The sequence below is a fragment of the Cyanobacteriota bacterium genome (genome assembly GCA_025054735.1).
Lineage (GTDB): Bacteria > Cyanobacteriota > Cyanobacteriia > SKYG9 > SKYG9 > SKYG9.
In genome coordinates this window covers 1-17,471 of the sequence record JANWZG010000020.1, presented here as the reverse complement: position 1 = coordinate 17,471, position 17,471 = coordinate 1, and the positions used below count along the sequence as shown (strand labels likewise).

The window sequence follows — 17,471 nt, the reverse complement described above, 5'->3', positions numbered from 1 at the left end:
AAGTCAATCGCTCGATCATAGTCTTGAATGGCCTTCTCGCGTTGACCCTGAGCAGCGTAGTAATTTCCACGGTTATTGTAGGCACTGGCTAGCCTAGGGTTAAGCTGAAGAGCCATGTTATAGTCCTGAATTGCCGCCTCCAAATATCCTGCTTGAAACCGAAGCAAGCCCCGGTTACTGTAATAGCTAGCATTGCCTGCATCCAAGGTAATCAGCACATCTAACAGAGCAATGGCGTGATCATAGTTACCTCGTTGGGCAGCAAGCTTGGCCTGTCGCTGTAGCGATCGTTGGTCAATCTGGGTTAAGGGAATGCAGCCATAGCCCAAAGCTGATGACTCATGGTTAGTAACTGGTGCTACTGATTGGGTTGACGATTGATGCTCAGACCGAAGATGACTACACTTCATAATATCTTGACAATCATGAGGAAACGCAGTAGTGCTCATGTGTAATGCTCACAGCAATGGTGAAAAATTTGATAAGTCACAAGTGTGTTTGTGGAAGTGGAACTAACTGGTACTGTACTGAACAAATACATCAGTCCAACAGCGAGGGATTACGTACATGCAGCTTAGACTGTCTTCACAATCTTCATAGTTATCAATAGTTATCATTAGACAAAGTAGCTATGGCTAGATCGTCAACTGTGGCAGTTAGCTAGGTGTCTTAAGCAACTTGTGAACTGGCAACGAGCCTGCTTCACTATCTAACCCTTAGAAAACTGAACCACTCAGAAAAATTGTTTTCTCAGTGTAGGGTGGACTATAACGTTTTGATGAGCGGTTTCAGAAAATGCAACGTTGACATGCGACACTGAACATTGCAGTTTATAGTACCACTCATCGGCCATAGGACAATGCCATTTGCCTTAGTGGCTGGCCATTATCTGCATTCTTCACTCTGTTTTTTTCTCTGTCCGGATGTTTTATGACGATTACACTTCCGTATCCCCAAGCCCCCGATCTGCTACCTGACGACTATGTGGTGGTTGGTCTCGCTACTTGCTTTGTCAAACGAGATGGTGATGTGTGTGAGGTGACGTTACTAGAACCCATTCCCTCAGCCGCGCTAGAGGCTTTGATGAAGGGTATTCCTACCTCCTATCAACTGGCTTGGGCAACAACCTTGGGGTCTGTGGTCATTGATGCCATGCCCCGATCGCTACCAGAGTTTCCCCCAGAGGCTCAGTTCTGTGATGACTTTGTTAGCCGAGCGATCGCTGCTGCCCGCACCTATAAAGCCCGCCCTGCTGCCCAGTCGATGATTATGCTGGGTACTGCTTATCAAGGCTTTAACTATTCCCTGGAGCGCAAGCGGGTGTTGAACTCCCAGCGCATTGTCCGCACCGAAGATAACGTTAAACAACATGAATATACCCACAAAGTCCTGTGATAGAGGTTTACACAGGCGTAGGCGCTACTGATCAGGGCGTTGCAAAATCCATTGGTAGTACCCCAGCGAGCCAACTGTAGGATCACTGGTAAACACAAACGGCATCAGCAAACCCGCGATCGCATTCCGTACCAGGTATTTGGGCAACAGAAATGCTAGAATTCTAGCTCGGCCAGGCATCTGGAAAAACAGAGAGGATATAGCTTGCAGCCGATTGATGGTAGGTTGAATTGCAGTTGTCAAATCATCGCAGGTATGAATTAGAAAGCCAATTGATCGAGCTAGCTCATCCCAGCGATCGCGCTCTACAAAACCATCCTGCACAGCCATACTCACTTCAGTCAACACCGTAGCCGTTTGCATTGGCAGTGTATACCGGTCAAGGGGCGCTCGGCGATACCCATCAAACACAATCAACCGGCCACCAGGACGCAGAATCCGGAACAGTTCTGCTAACGACTGCTTAGGTTGCCGACTGTGGCACAGGCACTCCACCCCAAATACAAGGTCAACAGACTGATCTGGTACATCGAGATAGTTGAAATCTCTGATTCTAAACACGACGTTTTGACAGTGAGCGGCTTGCCGAGAGGCCGAGCGAATGTGTAAGGGGGTTAAGTCAATGCCTGTGAAGGTCACGGTTGGGTAGCGTGTGGCTAAAAAATAGGTATTAAATCCTTTGCCGCAACCAATTTCTAGGACATGATTAGCGCCAATGGCCTCAATCTGCTGGGCAACTAGCCGTGCATGGGCATAGTAGCCATCTGGGTGAAACATGCCATCAACGTTCAAGGCCATGTGAATAGCCCCTTCAGGAGAATGAATAAGGCGATACCCCCATTCGCTTTGGGTGTAGTAGACCACTGTGAAATCTTGGTGAGCCTCCCTGAGTATCCGATCGCAGCTAAACAAGCGGTCAATTTTCTCTAAGGCAGTCGTTAGGGTGAGATGCTTAACCCCACCTTGCCGATCATACATGGCCCGGATAGCAGGTGCCATCAACAATTTGACGATCGCTTTCTTCACAACGTTTCCCGCAATAGTACAGGCTAGGACTTTATTGTGCCATCTCCCCAAGGTGACATAGCCCCCCTGTTGGGTGCATATCACTGTTGCCTTTACCTTTCTCCCTACCCCCTGTTTGCGGGGGGCCAAGGAGTCGAGAGAGGGGTTAGGGGGATGAGGGCCTGCAAAGGTGACCTACTCTCTCACTGTTCCTAGAGTAGTTCATAAATTCCACAGCAATAGTGTTAGGTTTAATGAATAAGTAACTTTGTACAACCCTTCTCTCAGCCAGCATTTTGGCTTATAGGCAATGGATCTATCTATACAGTTGCTTGGTCTGTGGAAAAACCTGTGGAAAAGCTTGTGTATAAATTTGTGGATAATATTGTGGAAAAACCTGTGGAAAAGCTTGTGGAAAAACATGGGGGAAAACACATCTTTCTGTGGATAATTTTGTGGAAAAGTCTGTGGAAAAACATGTGAATTGGCTGTGAGAAATATGTGGAAAAGAATTAGGTTAAAGATTCTAAATAAATGGGCAAATACCTTGCTGAATAGTTGCTTTTTACTTGATATTAAGGTAAAGATATGGGCATCTCAACCAGCTAATTCCATCGGTTTAAGTCTCTTGTGTAAAACACCTGTGTAAAACGTAAATTTTCTCGGCTAGCTAATGTCTGCCCACAGTTTCCCTTGAAATCTAGACATAAAATGCCTTGGCTTGGTTTAATTTTCTGGATGATAGTTCAAAGTATTCCGATGAATTCCGATGAATATAGCTGTTGTTCTCGTAAAACACCAAAGCAATCTCTATGACTTCTACTATGACTCTCGCTAGGACAGATCACACTAATCCACCACTGCTTGAACCTGACTTTTTGTCCTCTGAAGTAGATGGACTTGACCAAGACCTTGCTTCAATTCAAGAGGTTGTTGCCGAGCTTTCTAACGAGCTAATTGAGTTTGCTCAAATTCGTAGACGTGAGCTTGACGATGACGATAGTCTAACTACCTTAGATCACGAGGATGGTAGTGAACGAATTCCTGGATATCGCAAAATTATTTCCGATGATGCGATCGGTGCCTTCTTCAAAGAGATGGCTCGGTATCCCCTCCTTAAGCCAGACGAAGAAATAGAGCTGGCAAAACGAGTCAAATTTTTTGTGCTGCTGGAAAAAGCGCGTGACCAGCTAAAGGATGAGCTAGGACGACTTCCCTCACGGCGAGAAATTGCAGCTCGGTTGGGCATGTCTGAGCGGCAACTAGATGTGAAGCTACACCAAAGCCAAGTAGCCAAGCGGAAAATGATTCGCTCCAATTTGCGATTAGTGGTATCCATCGCCAAGCGATACATTAACCGTGGAGTTCCCTTCTTAGACTTGATCCAGGAAGGAGCCTTGGGCTTGAACCGGGCCACAGAAAAGTTTGATCCAGACAAAGGCTATAAATTTTCCACCTATGCCTACTGGTGGATTCGCCAAGGCATTACGCGAACGATCGCCAACGATGCCCGCACCATTCGCTTGCCCGTGCACATTGTCGAAAAACTCAACAAGCTCAAGAAAGCCCATCGAGAGCTAAAACGTGACTTGCACCGGAACCCTACCGATGAAGAGCTAGCAGCGTATATGGGACTGTCGCGTAAACAGTTAACTGAATTGCAGCAGGTGCGGCGTCGGTCTCTTTCGCTGAACCATCGTGTTGGTAAAGGGGAAGATACCGAGCTAATGGATCTGCTAGAGGATAGCAACACTCGCCCACCGGATGTCCAAATTGGGGAACGGATGCTCTGCCAAGAGGTGACTGCCGTGCTGGAGAATGTCTTGACTGAGCGTGAGCGGGAAGTAATTTGCCTGCGCTATGGCATTACTACTGGTGAAACCCACACCCTAGAAGAAGTTGGGCATCAGTTTAACCTGTCACGAGAACGGGTGCGCCAGATTCAAACCAAGGCGATGCGCAAGTTGCGTCGTCCTCAAGTTGCTGCTCGATTACGGAGTTGGCTGAAGTAACGTGGAAAGCTATAGTAAGCAAGAAGTTTTTATCATTATGCAACTCCATAGTTATTCGCTAACTCGCTAGCCACCCCGTTAGCTAGGCTCTCAAACCCATGATGGACTATCAATTCTCACCAGGGCAGCCCCCCGGCGTTGTCATATGGTTTAAGGTTTACGCTGGTTTATTGTGTTTTATTTACGCTGTGATGGTCGCGATCGGCGTAGCACTTCTGGCAGCACCTAGGTTTATCCCCTTCAATGACCCTGACCTGCCAGCAACTGCCGTCTACATCTATGGAGCAATATTTGCCTTACTAGGAGGCTTATTCCTAGTGGTTTGTGCACTACCGTTCTTTTTAAGACCACGCCCTTGGGTTTGGGTTTATGACCTAGTGATCATTGGTCTAGGTATGACTAGTGCTTGCTTCTTGCCATTTTCAGTCATCCTGCTGATTTTTTGGTTAAAGCCAGAAACAAAGCGCTATTTCGGCAAATTAGATTAATTGGGTACTAGTTGCTTCCAATAGTTCGGACAGTTCTGAAATAGCTTGCCCACCCTGCGGGAAGTAAGCTACATCCCCAGGCTCCTTCTCCCTAGGAAAAAGGAGGCAGAGTCCTCATTCCTTCTCCCTAAGGAGAGGGCTAGGTGAGAACTGCAAGAAGTTTAGGCATGAGGATCATACTTCTACTCGACAATGCCCCCAGTTCACCTGGCTTAGAAACGTTTACTCAATAAAAACCAGTGCTTAGACCTCTCTATCAACCTTGGTAGAGGGATTTTCATCTGTCTAAATGTTGATTATGGGATGGGAATGTCGATATGGGGAATGTCGATCGAGGCTTGACATATGCAACTAAGTGAATATAGATTATTAATATGCAACTAAGTGAATAATTCTCTAGTTGTGTATAGCGATTGCTGATCCTAGGCTTGCAGAGTCAACACAGAGTCAACAGTGCTGGATGCGAGCATTTCTCGGCTCAAAGGCGGTTTGTGCGACCTAGATTTCATTACCGGAGGACAACACCAATGACTACCCAACTCACGTCTCCCCCTGCCCAAGGTTCCACTGACTACCACTACGACCTCATCTTGATTGGTTCTGGCATGGGTGCCCTTACCGTTGCCAGCTTGATGGCTCAACTCAAGGGCAAGCGCGTGCTGTTGCTAGAGCGCCACTTTCAGGCTGGAGGCTTCACCCACGACTTCAAACGGGGCAAATTCCACTGGGATGTGGGAATTCACTACGTAGGCAACATGGGTGACGGAGAATTTCTCCGCAAGCTATTCGACCTACTGACAGCGGGGCAGGTACAGTGGCAAAAAATGCCCCACTACTTTGAACAGTTTGTCTATCCTGGCCTGCAATTCCAGGTACCCAGTAACAAACAGCAATACCAGGATGCCTTGATTCAGCGCTTTCCCCAAGAAGCTAAGGCCATTCGTCGTTATTTCAAAGCTATCACCAATACGGCTGCCGCCTATGGCCTCTTTTCCATGCGTCGCAGTGGGTCACGGCTAATGCAAGTGGTGGGCTGGTTGTATAACCTGTTCAATCCGCCCCGGTTGGAAATGACTACCCAGGAGTACCTAGACCGCCACTTTCAAAGTCCAGCCCTCAAGGCCCTGCTGGCCTCTCAATGGGGAGATTATGGCTTGCCTCCTAGTCTTAGCCCCTTTGCCCTGCACAGCATGATTGTCAGCCATTACTTGGATGGCGGGTATTATCCGGTTGGGGGTGGGGGGACGATCGCCGCTGCTATTCAGGGGATTGTTGAACGCAAGGGGGGACAACTCTTGGTCAACCGAGAGGTGCAACGGGTAATTATTGAAAACGGGCGAGCTGTGGGGGTAGAAGTCCGGCGATCGCAGGGTAAAGCCGATGGAGTCACAGAACGCTATTACGCCCCCGTCATCATTTCCAATGCAGGGGTAGTCAACACCTATCAAAAACTCATTCCTGCGGATTATCCCATTCCTTTCCGTCAAGACCTAGAGGCATTCTGTCAGCGCCAGCCTGCTACTACCCATGTGGGCCTCTATCTCGGTTTGTCTCAAGATCCGCGTAGTCTAGGCTTCCAAGGAGAAAATCACTGGCTCTATGCTAGCCTTGACCACAACCAAACCTACCACCAGCGGGGACAGTGGGTACCAACAGATCAACCTCCCCAGGTGTATCTGTCCTTTCCCTCGTTAAAGGATGCCCAAGCAAAAGCCCATACCGCGGAAATCCTAGCCTGGGTGGACTATAGCAATTTTGCTCCTTGGCGATCGCAGCCTTGGCGACAGCGAGACCAAGACTACCAGCAACTCAAGCAATCCATTACTGAACGTTTGATTGCGGTCGTCGATCGCCATTACCCTGGCTTTGCCAACTTGGTGGACTATGCCGAACTCTCGACACCTCTGACCAATGAACATTTCACCGCCCATCCTAATGGTGCTGTCTATGGTCTGCCGTTTGTAGCCGAGCGCTTCCGCCCCCAAAACCTAGCCTGGACTCATCCCAAAACTCCCCTGCCAGGACTTTACCTCACAGGGGCAGATGTGTGTATGCTAGGCATCGCTGGAGCCATGATGGGTGGCCTAATCACCCTAGGAAATTTGCCCGATGGCTTATCGGTGCCTCAGGTGTTTGCCAGTGCAGAGCGTCGCCGTTACCAAAGCCCCCTGCTTGATCGCACACCACAGCCAGCCTGATTTCTGACGATCGCACCAACGACAATACTACCCCTAGGGTTATATTTGGCCTCTAGGGGCGTGAAGGTCGGGCCTGAATCGTTAAAATGCCTTAGCAGTGAGTTATGGTTATGGTACAACTGAGAGAGAAAATGTTGCACCGTAATGGCTCACCAATCCGCTGATCCCAAACTATCGACTTACTTTAGACCCCATCGGCGCTATGCTCGCTCTGTCAACCTAGAACGAGATTTGGATGATTCTGGGGCAGCAGAGGGCTATGTTTTAACGGAACGCTCTGGTGATGCTCTGCGACGCATTTTGTCGGCGATCGCCCAGCCTCGTGCTCATCGGGCTTGGACAATCACAGGTGTGTATGGAACGGGAAAATCAGCTTTTGCTCACTACCTAGCTGCTCTTTGTGCACCCAAAACCAGCAAGATCTACCAGGCGGCGATCGCCCAGGCATCATTTGCTAGCGATGACTGGTCAGCTTTGGTGAACCAGTTGCCCCCTCAAGGGTTGGTGCGAGCGGTGGCTACAGGACGACAAGAACCCCTATGCTGGACAATTGCTCGTGCTCTGATCAACGGTGCTGCATCTTTTTGGGCAGATGAACAGTGTCCTGAGCTAAAGAGAGAACTGATTGATTGGCAGGTAGAACTAGAAACGGGTCATGCTAGTCTGACCGATGGGGATGTGTTGAGGGTTCTGAAGGCATTCAGCAGAGCAGCAAATACTAGCTTGCTGTTGGTAGTTGATGAACTGGGGAAAAACCTAGAATTTGCCTGCCACCACCAAGGTGTGAGTGACCTATACCTGCTGCAACAGATTGCTGAGCTAAGTGCTGATGATGAGCAGTCAGTGTACTTTTTGGGAATTTTGCACCAATCCTTTGCAGGCTACAGCGATCGACTCACATCCCTAGAACAAAGCCAGTGGAACAAGATTCAGGGACGGTTTGAAGACATCTTGCTGACCGAATCGCCTAGCCAAATGATGCGGCTCATAGGGCAGGCCATTGATTGCCTAGCCCCCCTAGAGCAGCAAACGGCTATCGCAGAACAGGCAGCTCATTGGGCCGCGGTGTTAACCCCAATGCTTGCAGGTTATGATCTTTCCCCTACGCTCTTAGCAGCTACCTATCCTCTACACCCGCTGTCAGCCCTAGTGTTACCCCTACTCTGTACTCGCTATGGTCAGAACGATCGCTCTCTATTCACCTTTTTAACTAGCTCGGAACCTTACGGGTTGTGGGAATTTTTACGGACGGCTACCTTGACCAGAGATACGCTCCCTACCCTACAACTCCACCAGGTGTATGACTACTTTGTGGAATCCATAGCAGGGCTAGCTTCCCGTGTTAATCTCCAACGCTGGGTAGAAATTCGGGGGCTGATCCAAGATGCTGAAGACTATGATCCCGATGTGGTGAAGGTGCTGAAGACGATCGGGGTCTTGAACCTAGTCACGACTAACGGCCAACTGCGAGCTACTCCACACCTTGTAGCCTTGGCTCTGTGCGATCGCCCTGATCAGACTCCCCAAGTTGAGCATTGGCACCACATCATTCAAGATTTGTGTAACCGGGGGATCATCACCCATCGGCAGCCCCTAGATGAACTGCGCCTGTGGCAAGGATCGGATGTTGATATTGAGGCGGCGATCACAGACACCCTAGAGCGAGAGACCATTCCCTTGGCAGACTTGTTGGTAACGACCCATCCCCTCAAGCCTGTGGTAGCCCAACGCCACTACACCACCACAGGAACTCTGCGTTATTTTGAGCAACGCTATCTAGATAGTCGCACAGAGTTAACTAACCTGACCTGTAGTCATCATAGTTTTGATGGGCTGATAGTCTACTGGCTAGATCGGTCTAAACCAGAGACAGTCCCTAGCTATACCCAAGATGGTAAGCCTTTAGTCGTGGTGCAGACTAACCAACTAGAGATATTGCAGATGCGTGCTCAAGCCCTCTATGCCCTGCAACGCATCCTGCAAACCGTCCCTGAGCTTCAGCACGATAAAGTTGCCCGCCGGGAAGTCAGGCACCGCTGGGGGGAGGCCAATCGCCTATTGGATGAGACGGTTGCCCAAGCCTTTAGCCCAGGGCAGCAATGTCAGTACTGGGTTGAGGGTAAGGTGCAGTCGATCGCAACAGTCCGTATGCTGCAATCGACCCTATCAGACCTGTGCGATCGCACCTACAGCCAAGGGTTAATACTCGACAACGAATTAATCAATCTCCGAGAACTGACAACCCAGGGAGCTAAGGCCCGGCGAGAACTGATTGAAGCCATGCTAGCGCGGGCTGACCAAGAGCGTTTAGGGTTAAGCGGCTACGGCCCAGAGGTGGCCATGTATGTGTCTGTATTGGCAGCTACTCAGATCCATCGTCAAGAGCAAGGGAGGTGGGGATTTTATCCCCCAGCAAAAGACTCTGGTGTGTGGACAGTTTGGCAGGCGATCGAGCAGTTTTGTATCTCTGCCCGAGAAAAGCAGCGATCCTTAGCGGATCTGTATCACCTCCTCAGCGATCGCCCCTATGGGGTCAAAGCTGGAGTCATCCCGCTGTTGCTTGTGGCTGTGTTAATCTACCATGCGGATAACGTCAGTTTCTACAAAGATGGCTCATTTCTGCCCTTCCTCAGCCCAGAGCAGTTTGAACTGTTGGTTAAGAGACTGTTTGTAAACATATATGAAGCGGGTGACACTTTAGTCAGGGGATGAGGGATATCAAAGAAAACCGATCCAACGAAGCGTTCGCTTATGAGTCAGCCCTACTATGACACAGACCTTACAGACCAGGAATGGCAAGTGATTGCCCCCCTGCTACCCGGTGAGAAGCCCGTTGGCAAGCCGCGAGAAGTGGATTTGCGAGAGGTACTCAATGCCATCTTCTATCGAGCGGATAACGGGGTCAAATGGCGTGCCTTACCCAGGGAATTTCCGGCCTGGCAAACGGTCTATGGCTACTATCGTCTGTGGATCCGGCTCGGGATCTGGGAACAGATCAATTCAGTTTTGGTGCAACAAGTTCGGGTCAGTGAAGGACGAGAGAAAGAACCGAGTTTAACGATCATCGATAGCCAGTCCGTCAAACTTGGACAACGAGGCGGAGAGGAACAGGGTGTAGATGGCAACAAGAAAGTGAAAGGACGTAAACGCCATATCGTGGTGGATGTAGTGGGACTCGTGTTAGGGTGTTATGTCACTGCTGCCAACACCCCGGATGTGAAGGCGGCCCCTGCCGTTTTGGTCTGGGTGTTAGAGATGTTTGGGCGGATTACCAAAGTCCTGGCAGACCAAGGATACCGAGGGGATTTGGGGGCATTGATTCAGCACTTTTTTGGTCAGCAGCAGCGATTGGTTGAAGTCGAGTTGAGTCAACGAGCATCGGACGCGAAAGGCTTTCAAGTCGAAACGAAACGTTGGATTGTCGAACGGATTTGGAGTTGGCTAGAAAATGCTCGTATCCTCATGCGGGACTATGAACGGTTGCCTGAAAATCACGAGGGAATGATTTATGTCGTCATGATTCGGTTAATGCTGCGGAGATTAACAAAGAATCGTCGAACATGGAATGCAAAAACTGCTTAATAGTCATTTACAAACAGTCTCTTAGGAATTAAAAAGACCAGTTGCGGCAGCAGTTGAGTTTCTTGGATAGATGTGGCCCAACTGAGCAGCAATAGCAAAACCCTATCTTTCAGACACAAAACCACCGATAAAAGAAGGGGATGAAGTCTCTTACTGGGTGTTTCGTTGTTAGAAGATCCCAGACGAATTACTGGAGAAAGCCTACGAAAACGACGTAAAATACCCAACCAACCACGGATTCAGTCTCTTGGCTCTATTTTGGCTGATGACGAAGACGTGCCAAATTTTTCCAGTTTTTTGGAATGGACGGCTAATTTTAGCTCACTGGATGGCGGGTCAAACACGATCACGAAATTAGCATTCTGAAAGGATCGCCGCAAAATTAATGCATACTTCTCTGCATCACCCCGGCGACGAAAACGGCTGATTACAACACGCTGCATACTGGGCAGTAGACGCACCACTGCCCAGACATTAAGATAACTCATAAGATCTGTTGAAATGCTTGAATAGAGGCAAAACCGGATGAGACACTAGCAATAGTGCCTACTGGAAAAATAGCGTCTGTTGGAACGCACAGTTGCGTCCCACTCAAAAGCCTTACAAGAATAATTTTCTAGAAAATCATTCTGATTGTCAAGCGATTAGAGGAAACGTCCAGGAATGCAAATCTCACCCAGTCCAGAGCAGCAACCAACTTTGAGAGAGCTAAGAGAGCGAGTCGGCTTATCTCAGGAGGGGTTATCACGACTGATTGGTGTCAGCAGCAAAACAATTAGCAATTGGGAACGGGGAATTGGTGCGGCTAGTCTGACTGTTCCTCAAATGAAAGCTCTTTGTGACGCTTTGGGGGTGACGCTTAAGGAATTGCCTGATGACTTTAGTTCAGAAAGGGAATGATAAACAATAGACTTTATTCACTGCCAATATGAGTCTTCCTGCATCTCCTTCACCTGTCAATCAAGAGCGATCGATGGAAAGCAGTTCCAGCGAAGATTTGTTTGTCGAAATTTTTCAGGAAGTGCTGGGGTTTGAGAGGGCGCAACTACTGCTTCCCCAATATCCTGTGAAAGATATTTATGACAGAGGACGGTTTATTGACTTTGCCTTCATCTCCCGTCTTGGTAAGTATGCCTTCGAGATTGATGGCGAGGTGTGGCACGCTCCTGATGGTGCGATGGTCAATCCTCAAGCCTACCGTGACCAGCTACTACGACAGAATAGCTTAGTTTATCAGGGTTGGAAGGTTTATCGCTGGACTGATGTTCAACTGGACGCGGAGCGGGAGCGCATTCAGGAACAGCTTCTACTATTTCTGGAACGAGAAATTACACAGGGAACACTTGATGGTTTTCTTCCCAAGCAGGAGGCTGGCGAGATTTCCCTGAAGGAACACCAGGTGGATGCTTTGAAGCAATTGGAAGAGTTACGCAGTCAAGGGAAGACAATTACTCTGCTCACTCATGCAACGGGAACTGGGAAGACGCACATTGCTATCTCTGATGCTCACCGTTTGGGACTGAGAACACTCTACTTAGCGCATCGAAAACCGTTAGTTACTCAAACTCAGGAGCGGTTTTTAGAGCTTTGGCCTGATGCAACTACAGCAATTTTTCAAAAGAAAACAGGCAAGCCAGATACACAGGTTGTATTGTCTACGATTCAGGCGATTGCAAATGCCTTGGATCAGTTTGATGAACGTGAATTTGGATACATCATCATTGATGAAAGCCACCATGCTGCCGCAGAAACCTATCGCAAGGTGATCAGTCATTTTCGTGCAAAGTTTATTCTTGGATTAACTGCAACTCCAGAACGTTACGATGGACAATCGCTGATAGAAATTTTTCAGAACTGTGCACATCGTCTTGAACTGGAAGAAGCCATACAGCGGAGATTGCTAGTGCCCATTCGCTGTATTCGGGTCAAAACCAATGTGGATTTGACAAAGGTTCGATTTAATGGGGTTGATTATCGCAGTAGCGACCTCGGTAAAGCGTTGCAAGTGCCTGATCGCGATCGCCTGATTGTAGAGACCTATATTAATCATGCTTCTGGGAAACGAGCTGTTTGCTTTTGCATTGATGTGAATCATGCTGAGCGAATGGCAGAGTTGTTTCAGCAGAACAATGTGGCAGCCGCTCATGTTTCTGGGCGGATGTCCGATAAGCAAAAAGACCAAATTTTAGCAGACTATCGATCGGGCAAAATTCACGTCCTCTGTGCCTGTGACATTCTCAATGAAGGCTGGGACTCACCTGAAACAGAAGTCTTGTTAATGGCGCGTCCAACCCTCAGTAAAGTAGTGTATGTCCAGCAATTGGGACGGGGCACTCGTACAGCTCCAGGTAAAGAATATCTGCTTGTTTTCGACTTCATTGATAATACTAGTCGCTATAACCAGGCGCTTAACACTCATCGTCTGTTCAAAAATCCTCGCTATCGGCCTGGAGGTCTGGTTGCTGCTCCCTCTGAGCTTCTGACAGAGGAGGAAGCCACTTATGCAAGAGGAGAAAAGCCAACAGCGGTTCTAGGGCTGCATCTCTGGGTTGATAAGTATGAGGCGATCGACATCTTTCGTTGGCAAGATGAAGTCAAGGATATGTATCAGACTCGTGAACTGGAGGCTGAATTAGGGGTTAGTGATAATGTCGTGAAAAACTGGGTGAAAACAGGACGATTAATTCCAGATCATACTATCCCAGTGGGCAGCCAAACTTACTACTACTTTAGGAAAGATCGTCTAGAGGAGATTCGTCAGCAGTTCAAGCTGACTGCTGTTACGAAGGATAACATTAAGGATAAATTCATCGAATTTGTTACAGAGATGGATATGCGCTATTCCTATAAGCCCGTACTGCTATTGGGCTTGCTAGAACTGGCTGATGATAGTGGCAAGGTTGCCATCCCTGAGTTGGTTAGCTTCTTTCGAGACTTTTACCTAAAACGTCTACAAGCTGGGTTAGCTGTAGAAAAAACAGGCAGCCGCATGGAGAGGGTTGCAGAGTTGAGCGATCGGGAAATTGAAGCCATTATGCTGGCCCATCCCTTTGAGAAGTTTGAGCGGCGCAAATTTGTCCTACGCCTGAAGGAATTGACCCAACTTAAATTCAATCCTATGCTGTGGAAACGCCTTAGCCCTGCTGACAAGGTTAGCCTCAAGCAATGTGCCGAAACAGCCCTTGCCGCTTACTATCAATCCCTCTCTTAGCCTGCTGCAAAACCCCAGAATAGTTTGTGGTGATCTCCGCTGCGCTTGATATTAGCTAACCGTGACTAGGGAGGGGTTATCCTCAACTATCGATAGCAGAATGCCCATAATATCGGATAACTGGTCGATGTAGAAGTCCTTATTGTTGATGAACGCGATCGCCGCGTCTAGTTTCATGAATTTCCATTGATTGCCGATCGTGACAGCGCCATAAATGGTTTCAATGTCATTCCCCTTCTGCTCATTAAACATTCGAGCAGCAATCATAGTCGCTAAACATTGCGCCAACCCACCTTTAATATTTTCATTTTTGGCTTCAACGATAATGGCGACAGGAGCTTCAATATAAAGCTGCTGGCTAGATCGGCTGATGAGAAAGTCGCAAAATCCAGTCAACCCCTGCGTTGCATCCACGTTAAACTCACTGCCAGAAAACAGACTAATGCGATCGCCCGTTAGCCGCCTTAACTCGACTAAAATCGGTGCAATAATCAGCTCTGATCTAGCTTTTTCAGTATTAATCGCTAATGCTAATGCTGTGTTGTAGTCAATATAGTTGGCAAAATCTTCCCGAAGCTGCACATGTCGCTTCTGGGCAGAGAACACATCTAAGTTGCTGCGGATAGAAATAGCAAAAGTTGCTGCGGATAGAAATAGCAAAAATCTGGCTAATGTGTTCTAACGTGAAATCTTTATAGGACATAACCTTCCCCTACGTGAGCTATCAAAGAGCCAAGTTGGCAAAATCCCACTCGCACAATCTTCATAGAAAACTGGTCAGGTCAAATTCCTCTTCCTCCAAGCTGCTAGGTGAATCTCGCTCTTGGCTTAATATCAGCAATAGTTTGTCTAGGTAATTGACGACTCCCTTCAATTCATCTTGGAGAATTTCTAGCCCGCCGTTGGCATACTCTTCAAAAATGGTAATGCGCTGTTTATCGCACTCTTCGTTTGTGGCGAGAATCTTAGGATCACCTGTAGCTAACACAGCGATAAGATTGATGATGTGGGGATCGCGGAATTGATCTTGAAGAACTGGATCGGGGTTTTTGGTGGAGCGTTTACCCAGTTTTTTACGCCGTTGGCGCTTAAAGCCCAGCACGGCTGCAAAGGTCAAAATATCACCGTGGGTTTGAAATACCCCGGCTTCGCCATCAGAGGCTTTTAATGCCCTAAAGAGAGGTGCCTTGTCCTCCTCGATATAAACCCTAAGTGCCATCCGTTTATTCCCCTTTAGTCAATGGTTATCTCCGTCAGAACAGACACAGTATTCTCCAGCATAATGATCGGCAATGTTCCCAGTTTTTCCAATACAGCTTGTTCAACATCCATCACTCACCTCCAAAACCCCGTATTTAGTTCACATACAGGCGTTGATATGGCTTTTGAGGGTGGGTAGGTAGTGGTCATGGGGTCACCTCCAAGATTTCCAACTCTTAATTCATAGATGAAATTTGTCAATAGCTTCGATCTATGCTACATCAGTAATCAGTGTGTACGAGGAAACAACAGCATGGAAATCATCTTGGCAGTATTTTCTGCCATATCAGCAATTTCAACCATTACTCTTGCTGTGCTTCTGTTTCAAACCCAGACTAGCTTGAATGCAAATACCAAAAAGCAAGCTGATGCGAGTGCGAATATTTCTAAGCAAATCGAGCGACTTGTACAGCGGAATCAAGCCCTAGAGCAGAAACTATCTGAATGGCTAGATGCTCAAAGCAAGTCGAGCGATAAAGTTTGCGAGACCCTGTATAGCAGTGGCGAGATGCAAGTAAAACAGCTTCAATTGGTTGCCAATAAACTAGAGGCGTTGAAAAATAGCTTGGAAGAGTCGATCAATTTTTAATCCTATGCCTTCACGTCCTTCAGAGAAAAACCGTGATGTTGTGCAAGCCTATTTGGCGTATCTGCAAGAGATGAGTCGCAAGATTAGCCAGCGGACGGGCATGGAAAATGTGCTGTATGGGAAAACCAAGGCTAGTCATCATTATTACCGTGCTTTCGGCACTCAAGATGCTCAGTATTTGCGGGGTGTTGACAATTATCTTGCTAAGACTAGCGATCGCCAACTTTTTTTAGGAAATGGCTTAATAGTCGGTTGTCTTCAGAAGAAGCAAACTAAGAAATACATCGCTGCACCCTTGATTTATTGTCTAGCTAAGGTTGAACCTGATGAATCTGGCAAATCATACGAATATATTCCTGACTTGGATGCTGCTAGCCTCAACTATGACTTGATCACGCTGCTTTTTGAGCAAGATGATCTAGATGAAGAAGACTATGATGAGTTCTTGGATCAAAGTGCAGGAGTGGATACGAAGAAGCTAGACATTTTGGAAGAGATAGAAACAAAGTTGCAAACTCTGATTGACCGTGAACCTGGGCAGGTGATGACAAGTTCACTAGGGAATGAAGTTTTCCGAACTCTGAAAGCTTCTATTTCTGAATTGAGTGCAGTTGAACCTGCAACAGAAAGGTTTGCGCTGGACGGTTTGCAAAAAAAGTCTATGGAAGCAGGTTTGAAGTTCTATGACCATCAATTCTTCTATGTAGCAAATTTACCAGGACAATTGTCAACCTACACGGCTCTGCGGAAGCTGATCGCGGAGGTGACTTGAATGCCATTTCAAAACCAAACCTTAGAAAAGCTGTTTAAGGGCATTTTGCAAGATCAGGCAGTTGAGTTTAGGCATGATGTTATTGATCGCTCACAGATTGATCGAGCAGTTAAGTATTTGCCCTTAACCCTATCGGAGCGGCAAAAGGATGCCCTGTACAATGCTTGGCAGCAAGAAATTTCCTACATTCAGGGACCACCGGGTACGGGGAAGTCTTTTACGATCGTCGCGATCATGATCTCGGCGGTATTGCTTAACAAAAAAGTGCTATTCGTGTCTCAAAAGAAGGCAGCGATCGAGGTTGTGCGGAGCAAGCTGACAGATTTTTTAGGGGAAGAAGCAGTTATTTATGTTGGCTCCGGTGCTGATGAACGCAAACAGTTACGAGAGTACATTGAGCAAAAACAAGCTGAAGTCGGTGCTTACACTATTGACGATCGTCTTAGAAAAGAAGAGGATGGCCTTAACAATCTAGCACAGGAAGTTGCAGATCTACAGCGAGATATAGAGCGTTATAAATATCAGTTGAAAGTTGCACTGGATGCAGAACATGCCTTTCAGCAAGCGAACGATCGCTACCTCAAGGTGCGAGATAACTTTATCGAGTTGTTTGGTGAAGCAGAAGCCAGAAGCCTGAAATTGAGAGATAAAGTTATTCCTCAACCGAATGTAGAGTTATTTCGGAGACATTCTCGTCAATTTGGAGATATTCTTGCTTCTGGCAGCATACGACGCAAGGATTTACTTTATCTCAGGCGTTTTTATAAACGCTGTGTGGAAAGTCTAGCTGCCGATCGTAGCAAATTCACTCGACAATCGCTGAGTCAAATTCAAGGGTATGTAGAACAACTCTTCCAGTTGCATCAATCCTATGCAGAGTCTGCAACCATTCAGCGAAAAATCACGGCTGACTTAAATCAACTCCGGAAGCTGATTCAGCAAAAAGAACGCGAAATTTT

Annotated in this window: 15 protein-coding genes and 1 pseudogene; 11 read left to right on the top strand and 5 right to left on the bottom strand. The window is 47.5% G+C overall.

Translation table 11 applies throughout. The features are described 5' to 3' along the window. Nucleotides 1-449, bottom strand: a 449-nt coding sequence (locus tag NZ772_02090; GenBank protein ID MCS6812355.1) for a tetratricopeptide repeat protein, incomplete at its 3' end; no start/stop codon positions are given. Between the two features lie 481 nt (nt 450-930). On the opposite strand from NZ772_02090, the gene NZ772_02085 reads away from it, so the two are divergent. Continuing rightward, nucleotides 931-1,395: a hypothetical protein gene (locus NZ772_02085; protein ID MCS6812354.1), complete on the top strand. Its 465-nt coding sequence runs from the start codon at nt 931-933 to the stop codon at nt 1,393-1,395. 24 nt (nt 1,396-1,419) lie between these two features. On the opposite strand, the gene NZ772_02080 is transcribed toward NZ772_02085, so the two are convergent. Beyond that, nucleotides 1,420-2,421, bottom strand: a complete 1,002-nt coding sequence (locus NZ772_02080; protein MCS6812353.1) for a class I SAM-dependent methyltransferase — start codon at nt 2,419-2,421, stop codon at nt 1,420-1,422. 791 nt (nt 2,422-3,212) lie between these two features. Between NZ772_02080 and NZ772_02075 the strand changes: the two genes are divergently transcribed. The 5 genes from NZ772_02075 to NZ772_02055 all read left to right on the top strand — a co-directional run bounded on the left by NZ772_02075 (nt 3,213) and on the right by NZ772_02055 (nt 10,680). Next, complete coding sequence (locus tag NZ772_02075; protein MCS6812352.1) at nt 3,213-4,412, top strand: RNA polymerase sigma factor, RpoD/SigA family; 1,200 nt, start codon at nt 3,213-3,215, stop codon at nt 4,410-4,412. Nucleotides 4,413-4,510: 98 nt separating this feature from the next. Next, nucleotides 4,511-4,900 carry a hypothetical protein gene (locus tag NZ772_02070; protein ID MCS6812351.1) on the top strand — a complete coding sequence of 130 codons (390 nt, stop codon included), beginning with the start codon at nt 4,511-4,513 and terminating at the stop codon, nt 4,898-4,900. Nucleotides 4,901-5,427: 527 nt separating this feature from the next. Then, a complete protein-coding gene (locus NZ772_02065; GenBank protein ID MCS6812350.1) occupies nt 5,428-7,098 on the top strand; it encodes an NAD(P)/FAD-dependent oxidoreductase in 1,671 nt (556 codons plus the stop codon). Nucleotides 7,099-7,242: 144 nt separating this feature from the next. Further along, nucleotides 7,243-9,810, top strand: a complete 2,568-nt coding sequence (locus tag NZ772_02060) for a hypothetical protein (GenBank protein ID MCS6812349.1) — start codon at nt 7,243-7,245, stop codon at nt 9,808-9,810. 39 nt (nt 9,811-9,849) lie between these two features. After that, nucleotides 9,850-10,680: an IS5 family transposase gene (locus NZ772_02055; protein ID MCS6812348.1), complete on the top strand. Its 831-nt coding sequence runs from the start codon at nt 9,850-9,852 to the stop codon at nt 10,678-10,680. 239 nt (nt 10,681-10,919) lie between these two features. On the opposite strand, the gene NZ772_02050 is transcribed toward NZ772_02055, so the two are convergent. Further along, on the bottom strand, nt 10,920-11,168 hold the full coding sequence (locus NZ772_02050) for a hypothetical protein (protein MCS6812347.1): 249 nt from the start codon (nt 11,166-11,168) through the stop codon (nt 10,920-10,922). 175 nt (nt 11,169-11,343) lie between these two features. Between NZ772_02050 and NZ772_02045 the strand changes: the two genes are divergently transcribed. Both NZ772_02045 and NZ772_02040 read left to right on the top strand, forming a co-directional pair. After that, nucleotides 11,344-11,580, top strand: a complete 237-nt coding sequence (locus NZ772_02045; protein ID MCS6812346.1) for a helix-turn-helix domain-containing protein — start codon at nt 11,344-11,346, stop codon at nt 11,578-11,580. Nucleotides 11,581-11,608: 28 nt separating this feature from the next. Further along, a complete protein-coding gene (locus tag NZ772_02040) occupies nt 11,609-13,891 on the top strand; it encodes a DEAD/DEAH box helicase family protein (protein MCS6812345.1) in 2,283 nt (760 codons plus the stop codon). Nucleotides 13,892-13,942: 51 nt separating this feature from the next. Here NZ772_02040 and NZ772_02035 read toward each other — a convergent pair. Both NZ772_02035 and NZ772_02030 read right to left on the bottom strand, forming a co-directional pair. Continuing rightward, nucleotides 13,943-14,594 (bottom strand): annotated as a pseudogene (locus tag NZ772_02035) (hypothetical protein). Between the two features lie 60 nt (nt 14,595-14,654). Beyond that, nucleotides 14,655-15,110 carry a DNA phosphorothioation-associated protein 4 gene (locus NZ772_02030; protein ID MCS6812344.1) on the bottom strand — a complete coding sequence of 152 codons (456 nt, stop codon included), beginning with the start codon at nt 15,108-15,110 and terminating at the stop codon, nt 14,655-14,657. Between the two features lie 294 nt (nt 15,111-15,404). Between NZ772_02030 and NZ772_02025 the strand changes: the two genes are divergently transcribed. From NZ772_02025 to NZ772_02015, 3 genes are all read left to right on the top strand, one after another. Next, nucleotides 15,405-15,740: a hypothetical protein gene (locus NZ772_02025; protein MCS6812343.1), complete on the top strand. Its 336-nt coding sequence runs from the start codon at nt 15,405-15,407 to the stop codon at nt 15,738-15,740. Nucleotides 15,741-15,744: 4 nt separating this feature from the next. Beyond that, the gene (locus NZ772_02020) at nt 15,745-16,512 is read left to right on the top strand and encodes a hypothetical protein (GenBank protein ID MCS6812342.1); all 768 of its coding nucleotides are present in this window, start codon (nt 15,745-15,747) and stop codon (nt 16,510-16,512) included. Further along, the coding region (locus tag NZ772_02015; GenBank protein MCS6812341.1) for an ATP-binding protein IstB at nt 16,513-17,471 on the top strand (959 nt) is incomplete at its 3' end.

What these genes read in the sequence shown, in the direction of transcription:
- NZ772_02030 (MCS6812344.1), bottom strand. Translation starts at nt 15,110, where the DNA reads ATGGCACTTAGGGTTTATATCGAGGAGGACAAGGCACCTCTCTTTAGG.
- NZ772_02020 (MCS6812342.1), top strand. Translation starts at nt 15,745, where the DNA reads ATGCCTTCACGTCCTTCAGAGAAAAACCGTGATGTTGTGCAAGCCTAT.
- NZ772_02060 (MCS6812349.1), top strand. Translation starts at nt 7,243, where the DNA reads ATGGCTCACCAATCCGCTGATCCCAAACTATCGACTTACTTTAGACCC.
- NZ772_02075 (MCS6812352.1), top strand. Translation starts at nt 3,213, where the DNA reads ATGACTTCTACTATGACTCTCGCTAGGACAGATCACACTAATCCACCA.
- NZ772_02050 (MCS6812347.1), bottom strand. Translation starts at nt 11,168, where the DNA reads ATGAGTTATCTTAATGTCTGGGCAGTGGTGCGTCTACTGCCCAGTATG.
- NZ772_02045 (MCS6812346.1), top strand. Translation starts at nt 11,344, where the DNA reads ATGCAAATCTCACCCAGTCCAGAGCAGCAACCAACTTTGAGAGAGCTA.
- NZ772_02040 (MCS6812345.1), top strand. Translation starts at nt 11,609, where the DNA reads ATGAGTCTTCCTGCATCTCCTTCACCTGTCAATCAAGAGCGATCGATG.
- NZ772_02085 (MCS6812354.1), top strand. Translation starts at nt 931, where the DNA reads ATGACGATTACACTTCCGTATCCCCAAGCCCCCGATCTGCTACCTGAC.
- NZ772_02025 (MCS6812343.1), top strand. Translation starts at nt 15,405, where the DNA reads ATGGAAATCATCTTGGCAGTATTTTCTGCCATATCAGCAATTTCAACC.
- NZ772_02055 (MCS6812348.1), top strand. Translation starts at nt 9,850, where the DNA reads ATGAGTCAGCCCTACTATGACACAGACCTTACAGACCAGGAATGGCAA.
- NZ772_02065 (MCS6812350.1), top strand. Translation starts at nt 5,428, where the DNA reads ATGACTACCCAACTCACGTCTCCCCCTGCCCAAGGTTCCACTGACTAC.
- NZ772_02070 (MCS6812351.1), top strand. Translation starts at nt 4,511, where the DNA reads ATGATGGACTATCAATTCTCACCAGGGCAGCCCCCCGGCGTTGTCATA.